Origin of the sequence: Hafnia paralvei ATCC 29927, from assembly GCF_001655005.1 — a bacterium.
GTDB classification, from domain to species: domain Bacteria; phylum Pseudomonadota; class Gammaproteobacteria; order Enterobacterales; family Enterobacteriaceae; genus Hafnia; species Hafnia paralvei.
Genome location: NZ_LXET01000039.1, coordinates 40,925 through 64,160, shown reverse-complemented (window position 1 = coordinate 64,160; position 23,236 = coordinate 40,925). Strand labels below are relative to the sequence as shown.

The following is a 23,236-nucleotide window of genomic DNA, read 5'->3' as shown; positions in this document are numbered from 1 at the left end:
CGTTGAATAGGTGCGTTTCAGCGATGTTTTCTCGTTTGCTGCTTTCACATCCAACTACAGATAAAAGCACGCAGTAATGATCCCGCACACAATCAGCGATATAAGAAGCAGTTCAAACCCATAGCGTCGAAACATATGCCATCCTCGAACCCTTCGCAGTCACTGATTTCCATGGCTAACCGATCTTTATCGTTAACACTGGCGCGCACGGCTGAATTATTCTCAACTTCAGGAGATGATTAATCTTAGATTATCGCCACTTCAACGACTGTGAGTGATTGGTTTCGGCATGTAACGCTTTGTACTTCGTATGAAAATAATTCAATAGTGTGCTATTGAACCCCGCTAGACGCCTGACTATAGTGAGAAAATCGCTTTTTAAGTAAGCAGACATCAGGAGTATGCATGACCAATAAGCAGAGCCACCATCGCGCGGTCGATCGTCAGTTTGCCGATCAGGCAAACGCCTATCTTGGTAGCGCCGTGCACGCACAGGGCAACGATTTACAACGTTTAGCACGATTACTTGAAGGTGACGACTTTGACAGCGTTCTCGATCTCGGCTGTGGTGCTGGGCATGCTAGTTTTGCCGTCGCGGCTCAGGTTCGCGAGGTTGTTGCTTATGATCTCTCTGATAAAATGCTTGATGTGGTGCAACATGCCGCGCGCGACAGAGATATAGACAATCTTGTCGTCCAGCAGGGCGTTGCAGAATCTCTGCCATTTGACGACGAATCATTTGACGTCGTGATCAGCCGTTATTCCGCTCATCATTGGTATGATGTTGGAAAGGCACTACGCGAGGTAAAGCGGGTGTTAAAGCAGGGGGGCAGGGCTATTTTTATGGATGTTGTTTCTCCGGGGCTTCCTGTTTTAGATGTCCATCTGCAAACGATTGAAATTTTGCGAGATACATCGCACGTCCGTGATTATACGCCAGGCGAGTGGCTGTCATTTTTTACTGAGGCCGGATTACGTGTCCAAACGGTAACCTCAGACCGTCTCCATTTAGAATTTAGTAGCTGGATTGCACGCATGCGCACGCCAGAGTCGCTAGTTACCGCCATCCGCGTCGTCCAAGAGAGTGCATCCGAAGAAGTGAAGCTGCACTTTGAACTTCAGCCTGATGGTTCGTTTACCAGTGATATCATGATGTTTGAGGTTGTTAAGAGTTAAAACGATCGCCGGAGCAGGTTTCCGGTGGTTTTATCTCTCTTTTTAGTTACAACATACATTGTAAGTTAAGCTATAACAGCAATCTGAAACTCCTGCATTTCTTGTAAGTAACAGGAATATGTCATACTGCTAAAAAAGCTTATTAGGCAACAGAAGGGCGACAAACACCGTATTTATAACACCTGCGAAATAGCCATCTTTCTCAGAATAATATATTGCTAGATATCACCAGCGTACAATTTACTTTTACTGTTGCTTCAATTTAAAATTGTTATCGCTGTGAATTTCATCATAATCAATCAGTTACTTTAACTTCTGATGGGTTAATTTTGGACAAGACTGCCTACTGTTATTCGTAATATATTCGTCACTATCGCTTCGAGTTCTGGCCTGATAAGATCACTTAGAGTAACAACTAAGGATAAACACTCCATGTCAGCCTTGCTAAAACAGCTTCACGCTATGTCAATAAATAAGGTACAGCCTCCAGATGAATTATTGGCATTATATAACTGGATAGAAGAAAATGGATTTATAGAAGAGTATAATGATGGTTTCCTATATGGCAGAATTAGCCATGATTGGGAATATACGCCAGATATTACCTTTACTGCATCCTATCAAGAGAGTATTCATCATTGGTTTGATTTGCCAACAGTCACAGAGGAAATCGCATCCAGACTCGTGATTTTTGCAAGCAGCGGCATGGATGGCTCCATGCTGGGACTGTGGCTTGATGATGACAAACAGGTAAGGTTTGTGCATCTTGGGTCCGGATCTGGATCCATGCTTTGCTGTATCATCGCCGATAACGCACGCGATTTTCTTTCTTTACTCGCGATAGGCTATGCGGAAGTAGGCGATGTGTATGATTTTTCTTTACCGCCGGAAGAATTAGGTGACAAACCTAAACTAAATACTTTATTTCTAGATTGGTTAAAACGGGAATTTTACATTACTCGGCCTCGTAATGCCTCGTTGATAGTGAAGAGACCAGCTGAAATAGGCAGCAAAATAGCTAAGGACCCATTTTGTCAGTGGTGCAATAAGCAGTTTAAAAACACTTGATTTATGCTAGGGGACTCTTTGGTTTATTCATTTAAGAGTCCGCTGTTCGAGCATTAATTGAAGGTGAAGCATTTTTTATATTACATATTTTCGATCTATTGCTAGTGACCTCAGGTGTGGCAATAGATCGGTATACGTCCTTCAGTCGTTAACTCCCGTTTACTGCAATATAAAACGCTTTTTCTTTGGCATATATTTCTTTGGCTTTTTGTAAGTCAGAAGCCGACAGTTCTTTTTCAATAGCATCTCTTTCATCTCGCGAGTCGGGAGTCGCGTCTATACCGAGCGAGCACCAAGACCAAGCGGTGATATTATCTTTGGCAACGGTGATCCCATTATGAAGATAGTAACCGGTGCGATATGCCGCATAGGTATCCCCTTGTGCTGCGGCTTTTTGGTACCAAAATAAAGCGCGTTTCTGATTCAGAGGTTCCATTTCCTCATAAATTTGCCCGAGTGCCGTCTGGGAGGACATATTGCCATTTGAAGCGGCTAGCTCGAGCCATTTAACCGCTTGCTGAATGTCATGCTTATGAATCAGCGAAAGACCAACAGCCAATTGTCCTCGGGCGTAACCTTTATTGGCAGACTTCATATACCAGCTAAGCGCAGCGTCATCATTGCCTTCGTTGTCGCGAATAAAATATCCAAGCTCAAGCATGGCCTCAGCGGAACCATTGTTAGCGGCCAACGTTAGCCACTCTTTTCTTAACTCAAGCTGATTCTTCATTAACATGAAAGGGTATTCTTTGAGAATGTCGGCAACTTCTAGCTGGCTGCTAGCATCGCCAGATTTCGCCCATATAGAGAACCAGTACAGCGATTTTTCTAAGTTTTTCAGTGGCATCTGCGCATAAATACTCGCGAGGCTTCTCTGTGCGGGGCGGTATCCTTGCTCAGCAGCGCGTTCAAACCAATCTTTGGCTTTTGGCTCGCTGCGTCGTGGATAATAATTTTCATAGTCTGGATCGGCGCTAAGGATCGTGCCGAAATCGTATTCTGATTTAGGGTCACCGCTTTTTGCTTTTTTTTCTATTTCACCGTATCGATGACGGAGTGCGGTAAGGCGTTGGCTTCCTTCTTCTGAATGACCGAGTAGCACGGCTCTGCGATAGTAAGTTAACGCTTCACCCAAATTTTGCTCAACGCCTTCAGCGTTCTCAAAATGTTTGCCAAGCTCAAGGCTGGCCTGGATATCACCTTGGCTAGCCTTAATTTGTAGCGCTTTAATATCTTGAGAGGCTGCATTTACTGAGGATGAGGCCAGTATTGCAATCAGCAGTAGGTTGTTCAGTGAAACTTTAGCTATTGCCATGGTCGTTTTTCTTCCTTGAAAAATTAGATAAACAAATACGCGCCATTTTATCGAGATATCCATTACTCATCTATCAGCGCTGGCTTCAACCTTCTTTCTACCTGTCTAAATAACGCTGTTCCAAATGACGGCGGAAGAAGCTTGGATTGAGTGTTTCGCCGCTGGCATTTTTTATCAATGTGTCAGTGTCGAAACGAGAACCCTGTTGCCAGATATTCTGACGCAACCAATCAGATAGCGGTGACAAGTCTCCGCGCAAAATCTGGCTGTTTAAATCTGGCAACGCCACTTTAGCAGAGGCAAATAGCTGAGCGGCATACATCGCACCTAGCGTATAAGTCGGGAAATAGCCAAATGCACCATCGGTCCAGTGAATATCTTGCATGCAGCCATCGCGGAAATTATCTTTGGTGCTGAGTCCGAGGTAAGCCTGCATTTTCTCATCCCAAAGCTCTGGAATGTGCTGCACATCAATATCCCCCTCAATTAACGCTCGCTCGATTTCATAACGCAGAATGACATGAGCAGGGTAGCTCACTTCGTCGGCATCAATACGGATACAGCCAGCTTCCACGTGCTGATTGATGCGTTTGAAATTAGCAGGATCAAAAGCAGGCTGATCGCCAAACGCTTTTTGTACGTAAGGACGCAAAAACGTGAGGAAAGGCTCGCTACGAGCGAGCTGCATTTCAAATAGCAAACTTTGAGATTCATGAATTGCCGTCGAACGCGCCTCGCCAATCGGCTGTCCAGCCCATTGTTTTGGCAAGTTCTGTTCATATCGTGCATGTCCGGTTTCATGCACAATGCCCAGCAATGCGCTGAGAAAATCATTTTCAGTATAGCGGGTCGTAATGCGGACATCTTCAGGAACACCGCCGCAGAAAGGATGTGCGCTTACATCCAGACGGCCATGATTAAAATCAAAGCCAAGCACTTGCATAATGTCTAGACCCAGAGCGCGCTGTTTCTCAATGGCGAATGGCCCCTGCGCTGAAAGTGTTTGTTCTGCACTTTGCTTCTCAATAATGTTTTTCAGTAATTCTGGCAGCCAGCTTTTTACATCCGCAAAGATGGCGTCTAAGCGCGCGCTGGTCATTCCTGGCTCATATAAATCAAGAAGGGCGTCATAGCGGCTAACGTTGGTTGCCTCAGCGCGGATTTGCGCTTCTTCACGGCTTAACTCAACCACCGGAGCGAAATTTTTCACAAACCCAGACCAGTCATTCTCGGGGCGCTGAGTTCGCCATGCATGCTCACATTTCATTCCCGCTAAGGACTTGGCGGAAACAAACTGGTCAGGCAAGATCACTGCCTGCTGATATCGGCGTGCAATCTCGTGCAAGTTAGCTTGCTGATCGGTATCAAGAGACTCATTTTTTGCCTGTTCAATCCAATCCGCTATCTGTGGAGCAGTTAACGTTTGGTGCATGAGAACACTGAGTTCAGATAAGGCTTCGGCGCGAGCTTGACTCCCGCCGGAAGGCATTTGAGTCTGCATATCCCAGCCCGTTATAGCGGAAAGGTGTGACAAGCGAGACAGGCGTGTAAACGTATCGCGTAGCTGATCGTAGGCTGTTGTCATCGTAGACTCCCTATGCCTTGCGGCAATTAAACAAATTAAAAATGAGAAGATCAGTGGGTATGCGATTGTTCGGCTTGCGCACCGATCGTCGGTGGCGTATTGGTCTGACGGCGTGGCCAACTGAATAGCAACGATGCTCCCCCCAACGAACTGCCGCTAGCCGAGATGGTGCCTTGATAAGCTTGCGCAATGCTGCAGACAATGGCTAAACCGAGTCCACATCCACCGGTTGCCCGATCGCGGCTTGGGTCAAGTCGGACAAAAGGCTCAAATATTCGCTCGCGTTCTTCAGGAGGAATACCAGGGCCGTCATCCTCCACCTGTAAACATGCGTTATTACCGTCAAACCATAACCCAACGCGCAGTTTTTTCTCGCTGTAGCGCAGGGCATTATTGACTAAATTATCTAGCACACGCTCCATCAAGCGCAGATCGACGGCACCAAAATCGCCTTCATGGGGAACATCCAGCGTGATTTCATGTTCTGGATGAATCATCTGAATATCCGCAATCCGTTCGGCCAGCCATTTGGGCAAATCGATGGCTTCAAGATGGGTTTCCACCTGTGGGCGGTCGAGTCGCGCATAGGTTAAGAGTTCATCAATGAGGCCTTCGAGCTGTCCAATATCGCGATTTAACGCCGTTTGTTCTGACTCAGACAGATTGTCACTCATTGCAAGGCGATAGCGTAGGCGCACCAGCGGCGTACGCAGCTCGTGAGCAATACCGTCAATCAACTGCTTTTTACTGACGATCAGCGTATTGATATTGTCGGCCATTTGATTGAAGGCCACACCTAAACGATGGAGGCTAGAGGTAGCGTCGAAATGCGTTCTTTCCTCCAGATGACCTTCACCCAAACGCTGAGCGGCGTTCTCAAGCTGCAATAAATCCTGCCAATGTGGTCGCATCCAAAGAAACACGGGCAGCGCAAGTGATAAACCGATAAACAATAGTAGCGCTAAATCTAGCAGGCGCATTTCGTGCAGATAGAAAAGATAGGGAATAGGGCCAACCGCTAATACATAGTGGCTACGCGGTATGCGCTGAATAAAGGAATATTCACTGTCTAACGCCACAATTTCGCCGTTACGCAGCTTCTTTTCAAGCTCAGGGGCTAACTGCCGCTTGCCTAGCGGTTCGATATGAAATTTGAAGGACAAATTCCAATCAAGTTTGTTGATGGTCTTATTCCAATCTCGCGGAGGGATTTCGCGCAGTTCGCTGCGGATCAGATAGAGCGAGCTCTTCATCAGGTCATCCATCGACTGGCGCCCAGCGCGCTCGGCGGTCACTTTATAAACGAGCCCTACCAGCATCGCCATAACCAAGAAACAGACGAACAACAGAAGATAAAATTGGACAAAAAGCTTTCTCATCGAGAGTTATTCCCACGCGTTCGGTGCAAACAGATAGCCCTTATTGCGTACGGTTTTGATCCGGAACGGCTCAGTTGCGCTATCGTCTAATTTACGCCGTAGGCGTGAGATCGCCACATCGATACTGCGGTCCATACCGTCGTAGCTGACACCACGTAGCGTGAGTAACAGAGCATCGCGATCCATGATGGTGCCTGCGTGTGTCGCCAGCTCCCACAACAGATCAAAATCTGACGTTGATAGGCTGATATTTTTATCTTTCAACGTAACTTGACGGTTAACGGGGTCGATACGTAACTGGCCAAAATGGATGCCATTGCGAGTGTTAGTTGGCAACGTTTCCGTCTCAGAGGTCAAAGTCTGATGTTGACGAAGATGCAAGCGTAGGCGCGCCAATAGCACCGCTGGCGGTGTAGTTTTCAAAATGTAATCGTTGGCGCCCATTTCCAAAGACAGAATATGGTTCATATCACTATCTAAGGAGGTCAGTAGTACGATTGGACCTTTATAGACTGGCCGTAAATCGCGGCACAGTGTCATCCCGTCTTTGCCTGGCAACATGATGTCGAGCAAAACTAAATCAGGATTAAGGCGAACAATCGTCTCCATCGCGGTATCACCGCGTGGTTCGATGGTGACATCAAGATCGTGCTTGCCGAGATAAGCGGCTATTAGCTGGCCAACCTCTGGATCATCTTCAACGAAAACAATGTTGTTCATAACGATTCTTAAGCCTTAGCGTGAAGAAAACTCATAAGAACGGTGCAATCTAAGCGAGTGACCATTCGAAATAAATATTGATGCAGCGATTTACCGTAATGGTCGGCCACCATCAACGCTAATAGTACGTCCTGTAACAAAGCGACTGTTCAACAGAAACTCAATGGTGTTCACAATTTCTTGTTCACCGGGAGCAATTTTCATCAGTGATTTGTCCAAAGCCTTCTGACGATAGTCCTCACCATCTAGGCTATTAAACATAATGAGGGCGGGCGCAATGGCGTTAACTTTCACTTCTGGCGCCAATTTAGCGGCAAAGGAGCGAGTCATATTATCTAGTGCCGCTTTGCTGGCTGCGTAGGCAATATGCTTGGCACTACCGCGTTCCACGACGTAATCCGTAATATGAATAATATCTGAGCCAGCCTCACCTTGACCAACCAGTAACGGTTCAAGTAACTGATTGAGCAAATAGGGGGTGTAGACGTGAATCTGCAACATTTTCGCCAACGTATCTTCGGGCGCGATTTCTGCAGTCTCAGCAAGCCATGCGCTAGCGTTATGGATGACCGCTCGCAGCTTCGGTGTACAGGATTTGATCTGCTCAGCAAACTGATAGATCTCTTGGGTTTGAGTAAAGTCTCCCTGAATACATATTGCCCCCGCTTGACGTAGTCCATCTAATGCGGGGTATTCGCTACGATAGGCGACGATGACAGGTGTTCCTTGTGCTAGCAATGCATGAGCTAACGCCAGCCCAATTCTGCGGGCACCTCCGGTAATCAGGATGGGGGCGTTATAGGCGTTTGTCATCTGTCGGTTTCCTATGATCGTTAGCATTGCGCTCAAGTCGAATGTTGCCGCTGATTATGCCATCTGTCGCTAGGGTTAACATAGAGAAACGTTTCAGGTTCTCAGACACGAGATTGAGGCCATAATCACTGTTTTTATAGTGTTACGTGCGATTGAAATACATTAGCAGTAGTAATATCTACGCTAAAATAAAGGCTCTACCGCAGAGTATAAAGTTTTATAAATATGAGTTTAATTAATTAAAAAATTAATTTTATCTGCTTTTATAAATCCCTTGGTTTAAAAATGATTTTATGCTCGAACGTATGAGTTTTACTTTGAGTCGCTAACATGCTGCTCTGGTTACATCACGAGGTATGTCAGGTCAGGCGGGCCGATGCGAAAGAGAGAAGTGAATATTGCTGGTATTATTAAGGTAATATATTTGATGTTAATTTTGTAAAATCTAATTAACGATTAAGTTAATTTTTTAATGGGAAGATAAAATAATGCTGCGTCTATGATGATATTTATATTTCTTATATTAAGTTTCATTTTCTGTGTGGTTTTCTATTTAAGAAAGTGCCATTATGAATTGGCTGAATAATTAAAAAATATCTGCAACACCTGCGCAAAACATCATTTTGATACAATTTTACCTGTGCGCTATGTCGCAATCCAAGTGAGGGAGGCTAAGGAAATGTCCGGTAATCATTCAACCGTAGAGGATAGAAAAGCACTCTGTTTTGATTACACTCGGTTTCTATCGGCTTCCTGTAACAAGCACTGGGGTTTTATTGATGCTATATATGGCGTTATGCCGCTGTTCGGCATGGTGACTCGCTCTCAATCAAAATCGATTGAGAATCTCAACGCGCAGATTCGCCAATTGGCAATGCAGGTTTTATCGACACAGGTCAGCGATGAGACCAACATCGTACGGCTGATAGAACTGGTCAAAAATCAGGGGCTCCAAGAGTTAGATATTCAGCTTCCCTATGCATTGGAAGATGAACAACTGATGACCATACAAGCTGAGTGCCGGAATGCTGTCAGCATGACCCAATACGACGAGCGTTTGCATGTCGTCATTACGGTGAAAGAACCTAAGCGTAAATAAGTCATGTGCGTTGTGTTTACAGAGACAAAATAGACAAATAAAAAAGGTGGCTGATAAGCCACCTTTTTTGCATTTCATTCTCGGTAGTTACCCAAACATAAACCAAGCGGCGGGGAAGGTTGCAAGCAACAGTAAGAAGATCCCCATACGTTCCATGCCGCACAGATCCTTTTTCCCCTCTAGGCCTCGGCGAGCAAACATGAAGACTAACAGCCCTGGCGCGTACAGCATGACAGACATCAGAAGATGAGTGATACCGGAGGCATAAATCAGCCATAATCCGTACGCACAGGCGCCATAGGCGGCGAAGATAATGCGTTTATCCTGTTTCTGGCGAGCCACTTTCAGCAGAAATGCGCCCACTAAAAAGTAAGGTACTAGAATCATCTCGGATGCGATGGTTAGCAGATTATTGTAATTAGCGCCGGTCAGCCAAATAATAATCAGCGTGATTTGCACCGCGCCGTTGGTTAACCATAGTGATGATGCTGGCGCCTCTTTACTGTTTTGCTTACCGAAAATTTTAGGAAAAGCGCCGTGCTGAGAGGCAAGAAACGGCACTTCGGCTGCCATGATAGTCCAGCTCAAGTAGGCACCACAAACAGAGACAATCAGACCGGCAGCAATGATGATCTCACCCATTGGCCCCATCATGTTAACCATCAAACCAGCCATAGATGGGTTGCGGATTTCAGCAAGTTCAGCACGTGGCATCACCCCTAGTGACAGCAGGGTAATCAACAGATAAACCACGAGAGCAGAGATGACTGCCAACATGGTCGCTAAGCCAACGTCTTTTTTATGTTTAGCTCGAGCAGAAACCACCACTGCGCCTTCGACCCCAATAAATACCCACAGAGTGAATAGCATTGTGTCTTTAACCTGTTCCCAAACCGGAACACCGAGCTTAACGCCGGTGAAATCTAGCTTAAAGGTATCGATCTTAAATGCCAGCGCGGCCAAAATGACGAATAAACCCAGCGGCAATAACTTCGCTAAGGTCGCCGCCAAATTAATCCCAGCAGCGGTTTTTACCCCTCGCAGAATCAGGAAGTGAACCACCCATAATAAAATGGATTCGCCGACGATGGCCTGCCAAGTGTTACCATCGCCAAACACGGTGTGTCCGGCTGAATCAGTGAAGAAACTCAGCGCTGCAAAAACGATCACCAAATAGGAGACGTTGGCAATGACGGCACACAGCCAGTATCCCCAAGCAGAGCAAAAACCAATCAGCTCCCCAAAGCCTTCTTTCGCATAAGTGAATATGCCACCGTCTAAGTCTGGACGAAGGCGTGTAAGTAGCAACATGGCAAAAGCAAGGAATAAAATACCAACACCGGTGATCGTCCAACCGATCAGTAGCGCAGCTGGACTGGCTACGGCAGCCATATTTTGTGGCAGACTAAAAACCCCAGCCCCCAACATAGAGCTGAGGACAAGAGCTGTTAAAGCGGTGAGTCCGAGTTTTTTTTCCAATGCAAAATCCTGAAAGCAGCTTAATTAACTGTTTGATAACATCTGATTGGTTTAAATAGGGTTGTAGCCGTAAATAAACAAAACAATAAACCGTAAAAAGTGGCGCCGATTGTACGAGTTGAGGGATAGGGGTGCAATGGATGCCTATGCGTTTTTTGCAAAAAAATATGCAAAAAGCATGAAGATCAATCCAAGCAGGCTAATGACGAGGGAGTTCTTTGCAAAGTTGAATAAAAAAGGGCAGCCATTGGCTGCCCTTGTGACGTAATCATTTAAATTTACTTGAACAGATCAGCGCTAACCGTAAGGTTGCCACCGCTCTTGTTCTGCCACTGGCGCGTAATATGGTAATACTTAGCGCCTTTTTTAGCGGCTCGTTTAGCAACTTCAGTTGAAACGTCGGTCATGCTATTGAAGTGGCCAGTAAAGGTTACTGAGTCAAACGGAACCATCTGCGCAGCGGTTGTGTTATTCACTTCCTGAATTTCTGTTCCATCAGGCAGTGTTACGGTGTAACGCTTGCCGGTGGATGACTGGGTTTCGAAGAAGCGGCCAATACCCGCGCTTGGCGTTCCCGAAGACGCCACACCTGGAATTTCTACGTTTGCGGCTGCCGCACCGCCGGCTGCAAGTGCCGCTTTACCTGCTTCAGAATCCGCTGGAATGGCGTCGGGGCTTTGCACTTGACGCTTAGGCGCGTCAGCTTTATAGATGTAAGCGGTGATGTACTGGTTACCACCGCTGTTAGCATCGATTTGACGAATGATGAAATAAGAGTCAGCGCCTTTTTTCTTCGCAGCACGGCTGATTGCGTCGGTTGCATCAGGTTGGCTACGGAAGAAACCACTCACGGTAACGGTATCGTAAGGCTGCAGTGCGTAAGCCTCTGCCTTAGGCAGCTCCTTAACGCCATTGAACACGCGATATTGGGTGGTGTCCTTAACCGTTTCGGCATCTTTCTTATAAACGTCTGCCGTTACGCGCCAGTTACCGCCGTTATTGCTGTTGTTGATATCTTGGATATAGAAGTAATCCGCACCCATGCTATCAGCGCGACGAGAGATTGCGCTCGCTGCATCATTAATCGCGTTAAAACGTCCGCTGATGGTGACTCGGTCAAATGGCTTTAGTTCGGAGGCTTTCTCTGGCGTTAGTTCTTGTGCCGCTTGAGCAGACAGCGCAGTAAGAGACAATAACGCTGATGCAATAATGGTGGTTTTCAGCTTCATAAAAAATCCTTTACGCCTTTTTTGCATTGACGAGTGTTGCAGGGAGTACCGTTTAGTCTTTCACAGTTTTTGCTGCACAATCAATCAGGGTGACAGTGTTTGTAAAAATAATGGGGCAGATTATTACATGTAATAAGTTGTCATGCCTCAGTAATTTATGCGTAGTCAGTGATATGGTAACTAAATCGCATTTTTATGCCATACGGATATAAACCGAAGAAATGCATTGGACAATCAGATTACCGCACAGGTGTTAAGTTTATGTTAATTTAAAGCTTCAATCGTCTGATTTAACTAGATGAAAGTGCAAATGTGATGAATCTCTGCCCAGATTTTTTTCGGTAAAATCAATGTCATGAGCTCGGTTTTTACAATCGTTTTACTAATAACATACACAGAACGATAATTTTTATTAAATATATCCGTCAAGTGCATGGGAATAGTGGATCATCAACTCTATTTTCAGTAGGTTATAGGTAGCTATCAGTACCTCAAATGATAGGCGTTTTGTTATAGGCAATACGCCTTGTAAAAAAAGGTTTAGCAAACATTGAGCTGTAAAGCTCTAACGGTCATCGCTCCTTTAGGATGACGCTCATCTTATTGACAGGTGAAAAGGGAAGATTATGCGTATTGGTATACCCAGAGAGCGGTTGGCCAATGAAGCCCGAGTAGCAGCTACGCCGAAAACGGTAGAGCAGCTACTCAAATTGGGTTTTACCGTGGCCATCGAAAATGGTGCCGGCAAATTAGCCAGTTTCGACGATACGGCGTTCCAGCAAGCTGGCGCTGAAATTGTCGGCTATGAAGATGTTTGGCAGTCGGACGTCATTTTAAAAGTCAACGCGCCAGAAGATGAAGAAATTGCTCTGATGAATCCGGGCAGTACATTAATCAGCTTCATCTGGCCCGCGCAAAATCAAGAGCTGCTACAAAAACTGGCAGAACGTCAGGTTACCGTGATGGCCATGGACTCGGTGCCGCGCATTTCGCGTGCCCAGTCGCTGGATGCTTTGAGCTCAATGGCCAACATCGCTGGCTATCGCGCGATCGTCGAAGCTGCACATGAGTTTGGTCGTTTCTTTACTGGGCAAATCACTGCGGCAGGTAAAGTTCCACCGGCGAAGGTGATGGTGATCGGCGCAGGCGTTGCCGGTTTGGCTGCGATTGGTGCCGCCGGAAGCCTTGGTGCAATTGTTCGTGCATTCGATACCCGTCCAGAAGTGAAAGAGCAGGTTCAGAGTATGGGCGCAGAATTCCTCGAGTTAGATTTCGAGGAAGAAGCGGGCAGCGGCGATGGCTATGCCAAAGTGATGTCTCCTGCCTTTATCAAGGCTGAGATGGAGCTGTTTGCCGCACAGGCTAAAGATGTCGATATCATCGTGACGACGGCGCTTATCCCTGGGAAACCAGCACCACGGTTGATCACCAAAGAAATGGTTGAGTCAATGAAGCCGGGTAGCGTGATTGTCGATCTGGCAGCGCAAACCGGTGGCAACTGTGAACTGACCGTTGCGGATACCGTGACTGAAACGCCAAACGGCGTGAAAATTATCGGCTACACCGACCTGCCAAGCCGTTTACCCACGCAGTCCTCTCAGCTTTATGCGACGAACTTGGTGAATTTGCTCAAGCTTCTGTGTAAAGAAAAAGACGGTACTTTGAATGTTGATTTCGACGACACCGTGATTCGCGGTGTTACCGTGGTTAAAACCGGTGAAATTACCTGGCCAGCGCCGCCGATTCAGGTTTCAGCACAGCCTAAAGCTAAAGCGGCCGAGCCGGTTGCAGCTAAAGAACCTGAGAAACCGGCCTCTCCATACAGAAAGTACGTCATATTAGCCGTTGCTATTATCCTGTTTGGTTGGCTGGCGAATGTAGCACCAAAAGAATTCCTTTCTCACTTTACTGTCTTTGCGCTCTCTTGCGTGGTCGGGTATTACGTGGTTTGGAACGTCAGCCATGCGTTGCATACACCGTTGATGTCGGTGACCAATGCGATTTCAGGGATCATTGTCGTAGGGGCCGTACTGCAAATCGGTCATGGCGGCTGGATCACTTTCTTCGCGTTTATCGCCGTGCTGATTGCCAGCATTAACATTTTTGGTGGATTCACCGTGACTCAGCGCATGCTGAAAATGTTCCGGAAGAACTAAGGGGTAACACATGTCTGGAGGATTAGTTACTGCAGCATATATTGTTGCCGCAATCCTGTTTATTTTCAGTCTGGCGGGCTTGTCAAAGCACGAGACATCCAAGCAGGGTAATATCTTCGGCGTTGTCGGGATGGCAATCGCGCTGATCGCAACTATTTTCGGCCCTGACTCTAGCAACGTAGGCTGGATTATTGTCGCCATGGTTATCGGCGGTGCTATTGGTGTTTATCTGGCAAAGAAAGTCGAAATGACCGAAATGCCAGAGCTGGTTGCCGTGCTGCACAGCTTTGTCGGTTTAGCCGCGGTGCTTGTTGGGTTTAACAGCTTTATCGAACACCAGCCGGGCTCAATGGAACACGTGATGGAGAATATCCATCTGACTGAAGTGTTCCTTGGCATCTTCATCGGTGCGGTAACCTTTACTGGTTCAATCGTGGCGTTTGGTAAACTGCGCGGCACGATTTCATCAAAACCATTGATGTTACCAAATCGTCACAAGCTCAATCTGGCGGCTTTGGTTGTCTCTTTCCTACTCATGGTTTGGTTCGTGAATACCGGAAGCACCAGCGTGCAGGTCATGTGCGTACTGCTGATGACGATCATTGCGTTAGCCTTCGGCTGGCACCTTGTCGCGTCTATCGGCGGGGCGGATATGCCGGTTGTGGTTTCAATGCTGAACTCCTACTCCGGTTGGGCAGCCGCAGCAGCGGGCTTCATGCTGAGCAACGACCTGCTCATCGTAACGGGTGCTTTGGTCGGTTCTTCAGGTGCCATTCTGTCTTACATCATGTGTAAGGCAATGAACCGTTCATTCTTCAGCGTTATTGCCGGCGGTTTTGGTACTGATGGTTCTTCTACTGGTGAAGATCAGGAGATGGGCGAATACCGTGAAACGACGGCAGAAGAAGTTGCCGAGCAACTGAAAGGCTCTTCATCGGTCATCATCACCCCAGGTTACGGCATGGCGGTGGCTCAGGCTCAGTATCCTGTAGCTGAAATTACCGCTAAGCTTCGCGCCATGGGGGTAAAAGTTCGCTTTGGTATTCACCCCGTTGCAGGGCGTTTACCGGGTCACATGAACGTATTATTAGCTGAAGCCAAAGTCCCGTATGATATCGTGCTAGAAATGGATGAAATCAATGATGACTTTGCAGACACCGATACCGTTTTAGTGATCGGCGCGAACGATACCGTTAACCCAGCGGCTATGGAAGATCCACGTAGTCCAATCGCGGGTATGCCGGTATTGGAAGTATGGAAAGCGCAGAATGTTATCGTATTCAAGCGCTCGATGAACACTGGCTACGCAGGCGTTCAAAATCCACTGTTCTTTAAAGAGAACACCCAAATGTTGTTCGGCGATGCCAAAGCGAGCGTTGAAGCTATTCTGCGCGCGCTGTAATCCCCGCTCATTGTAGATACCAAGGGCCGCAGATGCGGCCCTTTTTTAATTATATACGGCTTGCTTCGGGTAACCGTTTTAGAGAACGACTGATCCAAATGGCAAGTAATAACATCACGCCGAGAAATATCACAATGCCGTTCCAACCATACTGATTCCAGAATACTCCCCCCAGCGTTCCCGCTACGCTAGAGCCTGCGTAATAACAAAATAGATAGAGAGAGGATGCCTGACCTTTAGCACGGCGAGCACGGCGACCGATCCAGCTACTTGCTACGGAGTGCGCGGCAAAAAAACCGGCGGTAAATAACATCATTCCGATAAAAATAGCCACCAATGGCGCGAATAGGGTAATAAGCAACCCGATCAGCATAATGGATATCGACACAGTGAGAACCGGACCGCGGCCAAATTTACTGGTCAGTGCGCCCGCCTTGGGAGAACTATAGGAGCCGGTGAGGTATACGACCGATAAGAGTCCCACAAAGGCTTGGCTAAGAGAATATGGCGTGCCAAGCAGACGATAGCCAATATAATTAAATAGAGTCACAAAGCTTCCCATCAGTAGGAAACCTTCGGCGAAAAGAAGTGGCAGTCCACGGTCATGCCAGTGTAAACGGAAGTTGATAAGCAACGTCCTTGGGCGAAGTGAAGTTGCGCGGAAGTGCTTAGAGGCTGGCAGGATTTTCCAGAACATAAATGCAGCCGCGAGTGCGAAAAGCCCAATGATGGCGAGAGCGATTCGCCAAGAGAAGAAATCGGTTAGTACACCGCTAACTAATCGTCCACTCATTCCGCCAATTGAATTACCACTGATATAAAGCCCCATAGAGAAAGCCACCACAGCGGGGTCAATTTCCTCACTCAAATAGGTCATCGCCACTGCGGCAACGCCACTGAGCGAAAGCCCAACCATGGCACGCATAATCAAAATCCCGTGCCAACTAGTCATCATCGAACAAATCAGTGTACAAATCGCTGCTAGCAGCAGTGAGGTGACCATCACCTGTTTGCGTCCAATGGCGTCCGAAAGTGGGCCCGTAAACATAAGCCCAACGGCAAGGAGGCCCGTGGACACAGAAAGAGAAAGGCTACTGCTGGCGGGCGAAATGCCAAAATCGTGCGATAACACAGGCAGAATAGGCTGAACGCAATACAGCAGGGCAAAGGTAGCGAGTCCGGCCGAGAAAAGCGCAAGAGTGACGCGAATAAACTGCGGCTGTCCACGTTCTATAAAGGGGAGTTTATTTAATGTACGACGCGTTGGCGCAGCAGAAGGCGTTGAGGCCGAGCCTGATTGAGGCTGAATACTTTCAGCCGAAGGGGTATCCACTCTGTATCCTTACCGAAAATATCGGGTGTAACGGTTAACCAGCTCTACTGACCTCATTAATGTGCGGTAGCTCACAACGGCTGATGTAAATTCAGCATAGGTATCTGCCATTTTATTGTCTAATATATTAATAAATTCAAATGAGACTTTAAAAGTATCAATCAATAAAATGCGTATAGAAATCAGACACCTTAAATACTTTATTGCGGTGGCAGAAGAGTGCCATTTTGGCCGCGCCGCAGAGCGGTTGAATATCTCTCAACCCCCACTAAGCCAGCAGATTCAATACCTTGAACAAGAAGTCGGGGCGCGGTTATTAGCGCGCACCAATCGCAGCGTGAGTCTGACTCAGGCTGGGGAGCTGTTTCTCAAGGAATGCTATGAAATCGTTAACCACCTTTCACAAGCGGCTGAAACGGCGGCGCGAGCGCACCGCGGTGAGTTGGGGAGCCTGAAAATTGGTTTTACCTCTTCGGCCCCGTTTATTAGTCAGGTCGCCAGCAGTTTGTTTTCTTTCCGGCAACGTTATCCCTTAGTGCATATGCAAATGCGTGAGGTAAACACTAAGCAACAAATCGAACCGTTGCTGGAGGGGAAGTTAGATCTCGGCGTCATGCGTAACACTCGTCTCCCCGACATGCTGGCGCATCAACTGTTGTTACGTGAGCCATTGGTTGCCGTTTTGCATAAAAATCATCCACTTGCGGCGGGGGAGCATAAGCCGCTTAAATTTAGCGATTTAGCCCAGCAGCCTTTTGTCTTTTTCTCACGCGAAGTTGGGACGGCATTGTATGACGAGATTTTAACCTTACTGCTCAATGCAGGGATTACGCCCTACATCACGCAAGAAGTCGGAGAAGCGATGACGATTGTTGGTCTCGTGTCGGCAGGGTTAGGGGTTTCGATTTTGCCCGCATCTTTTACTCGCATCCAAGTGGATGGCGTCTGCTATCGGCCCTTGGATGAAGACAATGCTTTCACTGAAGTTTGGTTAGTTTACAACAAGAATAGGGCATTAACCGCACAGGCAACCGCCCTAATAGCATTAATGCTTTCTCAACAGCAGATAAAATAATCGAAAACAAAGTCTGTGTAGCTGAGCTTATTTGTGCGCTAAATCACATAACGAATCAAATAGTTGACGCGTTTCCACAAAACCGACACCATAGCATTAATATTTATTTAGAAGCGTGAAAAATAAGCAGGAGTAGGTGGGTGATAGCTGAAAGCCAACCGGGTCATATTGATCAAATAAAGCAGATAAATGCAGGGGCGGTATACCGCCTAATTGATCAACATGGCCAAATTTCACGCATTGAGTTATCAAAACGCGCCCAGCTAGCCCCTGCCAGTATCACTAAGATTGTGCGCGAACTGCTTGAAGCCCATCTGGTGCAGGAAACTGAATTTCAGGATCTCGGTAGCCGTGGGCGTCCCGCAGTGGGGTTAATTCTAGATACGGTCGCTTGGCACTATCTCTGTGTACGCGTTGGACATGGCGTCATGACGCTAGCGCTGCGTGACTTAAGCAGTAAATTGGTTGCGGAAGACGATATAGATCTCCCTGCTCAGGCCGAACAGCCGCTTCTTGAACGAATCATTAATGAAATCGATCAGTTTTTTATTCGCCATCAGAATAAATTAGAACGCTTGACCGCTATCGCAATAACGCTTCCGGGGTTAATTAATTCTGCCAAAGGCATGGTACATCGCATGCCATTTTATGCTGATGTCTGTGATATGCCTCTTGGCCCCGAACTTGAGCAACATACGGGACTACCGGTATTCCTGCAGCATGATATATGTGCATGGACAATGGCCGAATCCTTATTCGGTGCGGGGGAAGGTTGCGGCAATATGCTGCAGGTCGTCATCGACCATGATGTTGGCGCGGGGGTGATTACCGATGGGCGGTTGCTCAATGGAGGACGCCATAGCGTTGTCGAAATTGGCCATACGCAGGTCGATCCATACGGCAAACAATGTTACTGCGGAAATCATGGCTGCCTAGAAACCGTCGCAGGGCTTGATCATATTCTGGATCTCGCTCAGCAACGCTTACCTCTTTCTCCCTCGTCGCTGTTACATAATGGCCCCATTACCATTGACGCTATCTGTCAGGCCGCGATGCAGGGCGATCAACTGTCTAAAGATATCATTAGTAGCGTCGGTAATAACGTTGGCCGAATATTGGCTATCATGGTTAACCTGTTTAACCCAGACAAGATCTTAATTGGTTCACCGCTCAATCAGGCAAGCGCAATCCTTTTTCCTTCGATTAATGCAGCGATCCAACAGCAATCTCTACCGTACTATGCACATGGCTTGAACGTCGAGGCGACCCATTTCCGTAATAATGGCACTATGCCCGCTGCGGCTTTGGTCAAAGAGGCGCTGTATAACGGTTCGTTGCTGGTTCAGTTACTTCAAGGTTGATGTTCCGCACCTATTTCTTCAGCTAAACGCCTTTCTATTTCATACCCCCATAGGGGTATAAATCGCGATATTTCATGAATTTGTCCGCTCGATAAACAAAATATTGAGCTAACGCAAGCTGCCGCTTTGCTGCTTCGCCTAGACTTTTCTCTATTCTTGACGGTGGAGGAGAGTTATCACTTCACCATTTTTTTGTGTTTTTGTCGGAGTTTCTCCGGAGTAATATTCATGTTAAAGCGTGTTTTCGTCACAGGAACTGACACTGAAGTAGGTAAAACCGTCGTTTCTCGTGCTTTACTGCAATCCATCCATGCTTCTGGCGCTACTGCTTTAGGCTATAAACCTATTGCCGTTGGTAGTGAAGAAACCCCGCAAGGACTGCGTAATAAAGATGCGTTAACATTGCAGGCATCCTCTTCGATCCCATTGACCTACGACGAAGTGAACCCCATAACGCTGCAGGAAGAAATTGCTAACGCATATACAGGGGAGGCACTGGACTACAGCTTGATGAGCCGCGGTTTGCAGAACCTGAGCAGCAAAGCGGAGCATTTGGTCGTTGAAGGAACCGGCGGATGGCGTGTATTAATGCAAGATTTGCGTCCGCTGTCTGAATGGGTGGTGCAAGAGCAATTGCCTGTCATTTTAGTGGTGGGGATTAAGCTGGGTTGTATTAGTCATGCGATCCTCACTGCCCAAGCGATTATCAACGATGGTCTGCCGTTTGCCGGCTGGATTGCTAACCGAATCAACCCAGGCCTATCTCATTATGCGGAAACGCTGGAAGCGCTGCGTCAAAAGCTGCCAGGGCCACAGTTAGGAGAGATTCCCTATCTGTTCCGACCTGAAGAGAAAGATCTTTCTAAATATATCGATCTCTCACCGCTGAAATAACAAACGCTTTTTATTTTCGATATACCGACCCTGCCCGCAGCCAGCGAGATAGGGTCGTTGCTAGCACACACGACAGCAGCAATCCTGGAAGCAGGGTATACTCTCCCGTCATCTCAAACACCATCAATGCAGACATCACCGGCGCATGGGTGGTTGCTGCCAACAGCGTCGCCATGCCGGTTAACGCCATCAATAACGTAATATGCTGGCCCATCTCAGGCCAAATGGCACAAACCTGTCCCACCAACGTCCCAAGTGCGGCGCCAATAAACAGCGTGGGAGTGAACACACCACCGGGAGCCCCCGATCCGCTACTGGCTAAAATTGCCACCAGCTTACAGATCAATATGGCTGCAATAAGCAATACACCGGGTGGTGCTGTTAACAGTGATTGAACCACGCTGTAGCCATTCCCCCAGACTTCTGGAAATAGAATCGATAGTCCCCCTACGATTAACCCACCAAGCGCCAGTTGCAACGGTGGCGGCAGGCGCAAGTGATGAAAGAAATTGCTGCTGTATTGCATCAGCATTAAAAAGAGAGGTCCTGTAAAACCTGCGATAATACCCAGCATTGCCATAAGTACGTACTGAATAGGCCACGGCGCAGTGAGGATTTGTACCTGATAGAGCGTTTCTTGGCCGCCATTAAGCAAATTGCTCATTAACAACGCGCTAACGGCAGAGATCACCACGGGTCCCAGCGACGCCAACATCAGAGAACCAAACAGGATCTCGGCGATGAATAGACTACCGGCTAACGGCGCATGATAAGCGCTAGCCATGCCCGCGGCGGCACCACAGGCTACCCACAATTTCCACTCTTTAAATGGTGTGAAATAGCGTGCGAATATCGAAGCAAACAGGGCGGCTAACAGGATCATCGCACCTTCACGACCAATAGCACTGCCGCTGGAAACCACGATAAGCGAAGCAAGGCTTTTAACCAGACTCGCGGATACATCTAAACGGCCGTCGCCAGCATCAAAAGCTTCCATATAGTCGGTGGGGGCTGAAGGGCGTTGGTGCTGATATTTCTGGAATAGCCACAAAATACAACCGGCTACCAATCCCCCGAGTGCTGGCGTAAGCAAGCGCCGCCATAATGGCAGATCGGCAGCAGCGGCCACTAAACTTCCGCGGCGACTGCCGAGAAACAGCCATTCGAGCTGAAGCATCGACTGATGAAATAACCAAACGACGGTGGCGGCAGCGATACCGAGGATCATTGAGATAACCAAACGGCGTAGCATGAGTTGATAATGTTGCATATGAATCAAACGTTTCATGCGTGGTGAAGTCATATTGGCCGTGGGTTTCCGTCGCAGTATGCACAGGCGATTTCGGCTGTGCTATTCAGAAAAGTGTTGCCAGTTTAAGGGTTTTATCTACAGGAAGAAACTGTGCTGCAATCATGCAGCACAGCGAGTCAGAGGCTAGTGAATGGGATAGGGGGTATAAACCCCATTTAGCGATTCAAGGAAGGCAACGATATCATTCACATCTTGCTGTGGAAGCGTTGTACCTACCTGATATTTCAGCATCAGTTTTACAGCTTCATCAAGCGTCGGAACGTCACCGCGGTGGAAATACGGTGCCGTTAATGCAACGTTACGCAGCGTCGGCACTTTCTGACGGAAACGATCGCGCTCACCTTGGGTTACGTTCAGACGCCCAATATCCGCACTGGTCACATGACCGAAAGCGAAATCCTGCTTCAAGCCAAGTGGCTCAAACGCCTGACCTCCCAAAATTTTACCCGTATGGCAGGTAGCACATTTGTTATCTTTAAATAGCTGATAACCATGTAGCTGTTGAGCCGTTAGCGCCTTATCGTCACCGCGAAGATAGCGGTCAAATGGACTATCCGGTGTGATTAGCGTTTTCTCAAACTCAGCAATCGCATCGGTGATGGTATCGCCAGTAAAGCCTTCAGGATAAACCGCTGTAAACTGCTGTTTTAGCGCCGCATCTTGATTAAGTTTGCCCGTAATCTCATCCCAAGACTTAGATGCCATCTCGATTGGATTCAGTGGTGGGCCTCCCGCTTGTTTCTGTAAATCAGGTGCTCGACCGTCCCAGAACTGTTCAACGTTGAAGACTGCGTTAAACACTGTTGGTGCGTTGATGGGGCCCACTTCACCGCCGACGCCAATCGAGGTTTGGCGTCCATCAACACCGCCAGCGCCTAGTTGGTGACAATGCACGCAGGCGATAGAGTTATCACCAGACAAACGCGGATCATGATATAAGCGGAAACCTAAAGCCACTTTATCAGCATGAACAGGGATCGTACGTGGCAGTGGCTGAACGGGTTCGTTCATTAACGCGGGAGACATGTCTTTGGCAGCGTAGTATTTAATACGCTGATCTTTGACCCAGTTTAGAATGCCTTTGCGTTCTTCTTCACTGAGAGAACCAGCCCAATGCAAAGCGGTATAGCGAGTGGGTGGCATCGTATTGTGTTGCATTACCCATTCCACTTTAGCGATATCCCCCTGTGGAGGAGGAGTATCATGGATCAAGCTGTTGCGGATTGGCGTGAGATCAAACGACTTGTAGCCCAGATTTATATCGTATTCCATTAATTGCTTCGCAATCGGGAACTGTGAATAAAACGGTAACTTCGCCGATGGCGTATGGCAGTAGTCGCAGCCTTTCTCACTCAACGTTTTCAATACCGCAGCATTCTGCGCTGAGAGCGATGCTTGCTCAGGCATGGTGATGCGCTGTTTGTCATGGTAATAAACGTATCCCGCCAGACCTAGGTATCCCACAACGCCCACCGTCGCAGCAATCCCTAAAACTTTGGTTATTTTTATCATGTTAAAACTCCATTTCAGAGCATGAAATAGGAGCGCGTCTGCGATGGACGCAATCCTCAGAGGGCCAAAATTGGCCTTCCCATAGTGCGGGTTGCTACCTGCCACTTTATTGACCACTATCAATGATATGGGCAGGGGCTGCCTATCGTTAGAATAGGATTTAGCAATCAATTGAATTTAGGTATCCGTAAAACAGATGTGTGACAGTGTCACAATGTGGAGTTAAACCCGACTTATTTTGCAATCTCATTCGCATCCTTGCACCGCTCGTCATCCATCTTTCATTATTCATGCTACTGTAAAAGGCTAGTTATACGTATTATTTAAG

At 47.5% G+C, this 23,236-nt stretch carries 19 protein-coding genes; 8 read left to right on the top strand and 11 right to left on the bottom strand.

The window, feature by feature from the left end; all coding sequences use genetic code 11:
* Positions 1–54 precede the first annotated feature (54 nt).
* Positions 55–135 (bottom strand): small membrane protein YdgU, encoded by an 81-nt coding sequence (ydgU, locus tag M988_RS23415; RefSeq protein ID WP_455749055.1) that lies wholly within the window; start codon positions 133–135, stop codon positions 55–57.
* A 270-nt stretch (positions 136–405) separates the two neighbouring features.
* Here ydgU and M988_RS09705 point away from each other — a divergent pair, with 270 nt between their 5' ends.
* Both M988_RS09705 and M988_RS09700 read left to right on the top strand, forming a co-directional pair.
* The gene (locus M988_RS09705) at positions 406–1,176 is read left to right on the top strand and encodes a class I SAM-dependent methyltransferase (protein ID WP_064573879.1); all 771 of its coding nucleotides are present in this window, start codon (positions 406–408) and stop codon (positions 1,174–1,176) included.
* A gap of 432 nt (positions 1,177–1,608) precedes the next feature.
* Positions 1,609–2,244 carry a hypothetical protein gene (locus M988_RS09700; RefSeq protein WP_064573877.1) on the top strand — a complete coding sequence of 212 codons (636 nt, stop codon included), beginning with the start codon at positions 1,609–1,611 and terminating at the stop codon, positions 2,242–2,244.
* Between the two features lie 148 nt (positions 2,245–2,392).
* On the opposite strand, the gene M988_RS09695 is transcribed toward M988_RS09700, so the two are convergent.
* The 5 genes from M988_RS09695 to folM form a co-directional block, all read right to left on the bottom strand.
* Positions 2,393–3,559: a tetratricopeptide repeat protein gene (locus M988_RS09695; protein ID WP_064573875.1), complete on the bottom strand. Its 1,167-nt coding sequence runs from the start codon at positions 3,557–3,559 to the stop codon at positions 2,393–2,395.
* A 97-nt stretch (positions 3,560–3,656) separates the two neighbouring features.
* Positions 3,657–5,144 carry a carboxypeptidase M32 gene (locus tag M988_RS09690; protein ID WP_064573873.1) on the bottom strand — a complete coding sequence of 496 codons (1,488 nt, stop codon included), beginning with the start codon at positions 5,142–5,144 and terminating at the stop codon, positions 3,657–3,659.
* 50 nt (positions 5,145–5,194) lie between these two features.
* Positions 5,195–6,523 (bottom strand): two-component system sensor histidine kinase RstB, encoded by a 1,329-nt coding sequence (gene rstB, locus M988_RS09685; protein ID WP_020303749.1) that lies wholly within the window; start codon positions 6,521–6,523, stop codon positions 5,195–5,197.
* A 6-nt stretch (positions 6,524–6,529) separates the two neighbouring features.
* Entirely contained in the window at positions 6,530–7,243 is a 714-nt protein-coding gene (rstA, locus tag M988_RS09680) for a two-component system response regulator RstA (protein ID WP_008813478.1), read from the bottom strand.
* A 90-nt stretch (positions 7,244–7,333) separates the two neighbouring features.
* Positions 7,334–8,056 (bottom strand): dihydromonapterin reductase, encoded by a 723-nt coding sequence (gene folM, locus M988_RS09675; RefSeq protein ID WP_008813479.1) that lies wholly within the window; start codon positions 8,054–8,056, stop codon positions 7,334–7,336.
* Positions 8,057–8,735: 679 nt separating this feature from the next.
* On the opposite strand from folM, the gene M988_RS09670 reads away from it, so the two are divergent.
* On the top strand, positions 8,736–9,155 hold the full coding sequence (locus tag M988_RS09670; protein ID WP_020303748.1) for a hypothetical protein: 420 nt from the start codon (positions 8,736–8,738) through the stop codon (positions 9,153–9,155).
* 87 nt (positions 9,156–9,242) lie between these two features.
* Here the strand turns inward: M988_RS09670 and M988_RS09665 are convergent, their stop codons facing one another.
* Positions 9,243–10,634, bottom strand: coding sequence for an amino acid permease (locus M988_RS09665; RefSeq protein WP_008813481.1), 1,392 nt, complete (start codon positions 10,632–10,634; stop codon positions 9,243–9,245).
* A 278-nt stretch (positions 10,635–10,912) separates the two neighbouring features.
* Positions 10,913–11,863: a DUF1471 family protein YdgH gene (ydgH, locus tag M988_RS09660; RefSeq protein WP_008813482.1), complete on the bottom strand. Its 951-nt coding sequence runs from the start codon at positions 11,861–11,863 to the stop codon at positions 10,913–10,915.
* 626 nt (positions 11,864–12,489) lie between these two features.
* Between ydgH and pntA the strand changes: the two genes are divergently transcribed.
* Both pntA and pntB read left to right on the top strand, forming a co-directional pair.
* Entirely contained in the window at positions 12,490–14,019 is a 1,530-nt protein-coding gene (gene pntA / locus M988_RS09655; protein WP_008813483.1) for a Re/Si-specific NAD(P)(+) transhydrogenase subunit alpha, read from the top strand.
* Positions 14,020–14,029: 10 nt separating this feature from the next.
* Entirely contained in the window at positions 14,030–15,421 is a 1,392-nt protein-coding gene (gene pntB / locus M988_RS09650) for a Re/Si-specific NAD(P)(+) transhydrogenase subunit beta (protein ID WP_008813484.1), read from the top strand.
* 49 nt (positions 15,422–15,470) lie between these two features.
* On the opposite strand, the gene M988_RS09645 is transcribed toward pntB, so the two are convergent.
* Complete coding sequence (locus M988_RS09645) at positions 15,471–16,730, bottom strand: MFS transporter (RefSeq protein ID WP_371419420.1); 1,260 nt, start codon at positions 16,728–16,730, stop codon at positions 15,471–15,473.
* Between the two features lie 193 nt (positions 16,731–16,923).
* Here M988_RS09645 and M988_RS09640 point away from each other — a divergent pair, with 193 nt between their 5' ends.
* The 3 genes from M988_RS09640 to bioD all read left to right on the top strand — a co-directional run bounded on the left by M988_RS09640 (position 16,924) and on the right by bioD (position 20,084).
* Positions 16,924–17,829 (top strand): LysR family transcriptional regulator, encoded by a 906-nt coding sequence (locus M988_RS09640; protein ID WP_008813486.1) that lies wholly within the window; start codon positions 16,924–16,926, stop codon positions 17,827–17,829.
* A gap of 140 nt (positions 17,830–17,969) precedes the next feature.
* Positions 17,970–19,190 (top strand): sugar metabolism global transcriptional regulator Mlc, encoded by a 1,221-nt coding sequence (gene mlc / locus M988_RS09635; protein ID WP_008813487.1) that lies wholly within the window; start codon positions 17,970–17,972, stop codon positions 19,188–19,190.
* 228 nt (positions 19,191–19,418) lie between these two features.
* Positions 19,419–20,084: a dethiobiotin synthase gene (bioD, locus tag M988_RS09630; RefSeq protein WP_004089733.1), complete on the top strand. Its 666-nt coding sequence runs from the start codon at positions 19,419–19,421 to the stop codon at positions 20,082–20,084.
* A 10-nt stretch (positions 20,085–20,094) separates the two neighbouring features.
* Here the strand turns inward: bioD and clcB are convergent, their stop codons facing one another.
* Positions 20,095–21,372, bottom strand: a complete 1,278-nt coding sequence (gene clcB, locus M988_RS09625) for a voltage-gated ClC-type chloride channel ClcB (protein ID WP_039186926.1) — start codon at positions 21,370–21,372, stop codon at positions 20,095–20,097.
* A gap of 147 nt (positions 21,373–21,519) precedes the next feature.
* Positions 21,520–22,908 carry a cytochrome-c peroxidase gene (locus tag M988_RS09620; protein WP_064573871.1) on the bottom strand — a complete coding sequence of 463 codons (1,389 nt, stop codon included), beginning with the start codon at positions 22,906–22,908 and terminating at the stop codon, positions 21,520–21,522.
* Positions 22,909–23,236 lie beyond the last annotated feature (328 nt).

Bases quoted from the DNA above. Each gene is read 5' to 3' on its own strand.
- M988_RS09640 (WP_008813486.1), top strand. From the start codon at position 16,924: ATGCGTATAGAAATCAGACACCTTAAATACTTTATTGCGGTGGCAGAA.
- rstB (WP_020303749.1), bottom strand. From the start codon at position 6,523: ATGAGAAAGCTTTTTGTCCAATTTTATCTTCTGTTGTTCGTCTGTTTC.
- M988_RS09620 (WP_064573871.1), bottom strand. From the start codon at position 22,908: ATGATAAAAATAACCAAAGTTTTAGGGATTGCTGCGACGGTGGGCGTT.
- M988_RS09695 (WP_064573875.1), bottom strand. From the start codon at position 3,559: ATGGCAATAGCTAAAGTTTCACTGAACAACCTACTGCTGATTGCAATA.
- pntA (WP_008813483.1), top strand. From the start codon at position 12,490: ATGCGTATTGGTATACCCAGAGAGCGGTTGGCCAATGAAGCCCGAGTA.
- ydgH (WP_008813482.1), bottom strand. From the start codon at position 11,863: ATGAAGCTGAAAACCACCATTATTGCATCAGCGTTATTGTCTCTTACT.
- clcB (WP_039186926.1), bottom strand. From the start codon at position 21,372: ATGAAACGTTTGATTCATATGCAACATTATCAACTCATGCTACGCCGT.
- M988_RS09670 (WP_020303748.1), top strand. From the start codon at position 8,736: ATGTCCGGTAATCATTCAACCGTAGAGGATAGAAAAGCACTCTGTTTT.
- M988_RS09700 (WP_064573877.1), top strand. From the start codon at position 1,609: ATGTCAGCCTTGCTAAAACAGCTTCACGCTATGTCAATAAATAAGGTA.
- ydgU (WP_455749055.1), bottom strand. From the start codon at position 135: ATGTTTCGACGCTATGGGTTTGAACTGCTTCTTATATCGCTGATTGTG.
- rstA (WP_008813478.1), bottom strand. From the start codon at position 7,243: ATGAACAACATTGTTTTCGTTGAAGATGATCCAGAGGTTGGCCAGCTA.
- pntB (WP_008813484.1), top strand. From the start codon at position 14,030: ATGTCTGGAGGATTAGTTACTGCAGCATATATTGTTGCCGCAATCCTG.
- M988_RS09705 (WP_064573879.1), top strand. From the start codon at position 406: ATGACCAATAAGCAGAGCCACCATCGCGCGGTCGATCGTCAGTTTGCC.
- folM (WP_008813479.1), bottom strand. From the start codon at position 8,056: ATGACAAACGCCTATAACGCCCCCATCCTGATTACCGGAGGTGCCCGC.
- M988_RS09690 (WP_064573873.1), bottom strand. From the start codon at position 5,144: ATGACAACAGCCTACGATCAGCTACGCGATACGTTTACACGCCTGTCT.
- bioD (WP_004089733.1), top strand. From the start codon at position 19,419: ATGTTAAAGCGTGTTTTCGTCACAGGAACTGACACTGAAGTAGGTAAA.